The organism is Methylibium sp., assembly GCF_013817365.1.
Taxonomy (GTDB): domain Bacteria; phylum Pseudomonadota; class Gammaproteobacteria; order Burkholderiales; family Burkholderiaceae_C; genus Methylibium.
Map to the genome: position 1 here is coordinate 1 of NZ_JACDCU010000467.1, position 3,017 is coordinate 3,017.

General features: G+C 67.8%; 3 protein-coding genes and 1 pseudogene. 1 reads left to right on the forward strand and 3 read right to left on the reverse strand.

Features of this window, described 5'->3' with window-relative positions; genetic code table 11:
- Both H0W38_RS19820 and rpe read right to left on the reverse strand, forming a co-directional pair.
- Positions 1–751: pseudogene (locus H0W38_RS19820) on the reverse strand (anthranilate synthase component I); the annotation flags it as partial.
- A 246-nt stretch (positions 752–997) separates the two neighbouring features.
- Entirely contained in the window at positions 998–1,699 is a 702-nt protein-coding gene (gene rpe / locus H0W38_RS19825) for a ribulose-phosphate 3-epimerase (RefSeq protein WP_292457401.1), read from the reverse strand.
- Between the two features lie 147 nt (positions 1,700–1,846).
- On the opposite strand from rpe, the gene apaG reads away from it, so the two are divergent.
- The gene (gene apaG / locus H0W38_RS19830) at positions 1,847–2,221 is read left to right on the forward strand and encodes a Co2+/Mg2+ efflux protein ApaG (RefSeq protein WP_292457403.1); all 375 of its coding nucleotides are present in this window, start codon (positions 1,847–1,849) and stop codon (positions 2,219–2,221) included.
- 72 nt (positions 2,222–2,293) lie between these two features.
- Here the strand turns inward: apaG and H0W38_RS19835 are convergent.
- The coding region (locus H0W38_RS19835) for a gamma-glutamyl-gamma-aminobutyrate hydrolase family protein (protein ID WP_292457405.1) at positions 2,294–3,017 on the reverse strand (724 nt) is incomplete at its 5' end.

The following is a 3,017-nucleotide window of genomic DNA, read 5'->3' on the forward strand; positions in this document are numbered from 1 at the left end:
AGCGCTTGCTCAGGCGCTGACCGAGCACCACTTGCATGCAGTCGCCCGCGGCGATGTACTCCTTGCAGCGCACGACCGCCGCCTCGAAGTCGGCCTTGGCGAACTCGCGCTCCACCGCGTGCGAGGCACCACGCCGGACCGCCGGCGCGCTCACGCTGTAGCGCAGTTGGTCGCTCAGTTCAGCCAGCCGCCGCTTGACTTTGAAGTAGGCCTCGGGCTGGCCGGGATCGGCATAGACGATGAGGTACAGACGCCCCGACAGGTTGTCGATGACGGCCAACTCTTCGGTCTGCAGCAAGAGGATGTCCGGCGTGCCGATGCCGCCTTCCTTGTGCACGCCGGCCAATTTCGGCTCCATGCAGCGCACCGCCTCGTAGCCGAAGTAGCCGGCCAGCCCGCCGCAGAAGCGCGGCAGGCCGGGCCGCAAGGCGACCTTGAAGCGGCGCTGGTAGCTTTCGATGAAATCGAGCGGGTTGCCCTCGTGCGTCTCGACCACCGCGCCGTCGGTGACGACCTCGCACCGCATGCCGGTGGCGCGCAGAAGAGTGCGCGCCGGCAAGCCGATGAAGGAGTAACGCCCGAAGCGCTCGCCACCGACCACGGACTCCAGCAGAAAGCTGAGCGGACGGCCACCGGCCAACTTGAGGTAGAGCGAGAGCGGCGTTTCCAGATCGGCGAAGGCCTCGCCGATCAGCGGGATGCGGTTGTGGCCTTGTGCGGCCAGGCTCTTGAATTCCAGTTCCGTGATCACGTCGGGGCCCTCCGCGGCCCGGCGCAAGCCGCCCCGAGGGAGCGTTGCGTCATGCGGTGTTCGCAAGCGAGGCGGCGGTCAGAACCGCGCGCCAGCGTGAGCCTCGATAGCGGGCGCGCTGATACGCGCGGGCTTCGGCTCAGTCGGCCCGGCGACGCCAGGGCCAGGCTCCCCGGTCGTGGGACCCCTTGATTTGCTTGCGCGACGTGAACATGCTGCAAAGTCTAGCAGCAGGGCCGGCGGTCGTTACGCCGCCAACCGCGCGCGCATCGCGTCGATAACGCCCTTGTAATTCGGCTGGCCGAAGATCGCGCTGCCGGCCACAAAGGTATCGGCCCCGGCGTCGGCGGCGGCGCGGATGTTGTCGGTCTTGATGCCGCCGTCGACCTCCAGCCGGATGTCGCGGCCGCTTTGTTCGATGAGCCGGCGCACGCGCTCGAGCTTCCTCAGCGTGCTCGGGATGAAGCTCTGGCCGCCGAAGCCGGGGTTCACGCTCATGAGCAGGATGAGATCGAGCTTGTCGCAGTCTTCGCCCAGCACCCACTCCAGCACGTCGAGCGGCGCGGCGGGGTTGAAGACCAGGCCGGCTTGGCAGCCCTCGGCCTTGATGAGCTGCAGAGTGCGGTCAACGTGGGTGCTGGCGTCGGGGTGAAAGCTCACCACGTCGGCCCCGGCACGGGCGAAGGCCTGCGCCAACGCATCCACCGGCTCAACCATCAAGTGCACGTCGATCGGCACGCGCGCGCCGTCGGCGGTGACGGCGTGCTTTCTCAGCGCCTCGCAAACCATCGGCCCGAAGGTGAGGTTGGGCACGTAATGGTTGTCCATCACATCGAAGTGGATCCAGTCGGCGCCGGCTGCGATGACGCTCTTGACCTCCTCGCCCAGGCGCGCGAAATCGGCCGAGAGCAGGCTCGGGGCGAGGCGAAAGGCGGGCGAATTGCGCATGATCGCGGTGCGTGGGAAGAGACGGCGCATTCTAGAGACGGCCCTGCCGCTTCGATACGCTCGCAGGAGCGCTCGAGCGATGAACAAGCCCGCAGGCGCTGCGCCTTGCGGTGACCCGGCCGAGGCGCAGCCTTCATAGAATGCCGCATGGCCCGCCCCGAGTTCACCGTCAGCGTCATCGCACGCTACCTGCCCGAGCAATCGGCTCCTGATCAACAGGCCTACGCCTTCGCTTACAGCGTGACCATCCTCAACAGCGGCGATGTCGCCGCCCAACTGATCGGCCGCCGCTGGCTCATCCACGACGCCACCGGCGTCACGCAGGAAGTGCGCGGCCTGGGCGTGGTCGGCCACCAGCCGCTGCTCAAGCCCGGCGAGCAGTTCGAATATCAAAGCTGGGCGCGCATCAAGGCGCCACGCGGGCGCATGCAGGGCACTTACTTTTGCATGAGCGCCGAGGCGCAGGCCTTCGAAGCCGAGATCGCGCCGTTCGAGCTGTCGCAGCAGTCGGCCTTGCACTGAACGTCAGAGCTTTCGTCGAGCGCTCCGCTCAGACGATTGCCGGCGGGCGCCTGTTGCGTAGACCGGGCGGCTTCATCTGGCTGCCAGCGGCAGGCTGACCGGCGCCGTCTGGGCGTCGGTGGCGGTTCGCGCGGCGCTCAGGAAGGCATCGAGCAGCGGCTCGCCGCTGAGCAGCCCGGCATCCTGGAAGTGGAACTCGGGATGCCACTGCACGCCGGCCACGAACAGCGAGCCGCGGGCGCGGATCGCCTCGACCATGCCGTCTTCCCGAGAGCGCGCTTCGATCACGAGGTCGGAGCCGAGGCGGTCTACCGCCTGGTGGTGGATGCTGTTGACACGCGCAGTCGTCACGTCGGGATAGAGGCTCGACAGCCTGGAGCCCGGCTCGAAGGCGATCTCGTGCTTGTGCTGGTCGTACAGATCGGCATCGACGTGCAGATGCGCGTCCGGCTGCTGCGTGCCGATGTCCTGGAACAGCGTGCCGCCGAAGGCCACGTTGATGAGCTGGCAGCCGCGGCAGATGCCGAGCACCGGTTTGCCCTTGGCGAGAAAACCGTCGAGCAGCTCGATCTCGTAGCGGTCGCGCACCGGATCGCCCGCCCATTCGGGGCGCAACGGCTGCTGGCCGTAGGTGGCAGGGCTCACGTCGGCGCCGCCTTGCAGCACCAGGCCGTCGAGCGCATCGACGTAGTGGGTCACCGAGATGCGCCGGCGCGAAATCTCGGCATCGAAGCCGAGCGTGGGCACCATGAAGACCAGCGCGCCGTGGCCCATGATCCAGTGCGCGATCGACTGC

Excerpts from the sequence above, each read along its gene's own strand:
- rpe (WP_292457401.1), bottom strand. The coding sequence starts at position 1,699 with ATGCGCAATTCGCCCGCCTTTCGCCTCGCCCCGAGCCTGCTCTCGGCC.
- apaG (WP_292457403.1), top strand. The coding sequence starts at position 1,847 with ATGGCCCGCCCCGAGTTCACCGTCAGCGTCATCGCACGCTACCTGCCC.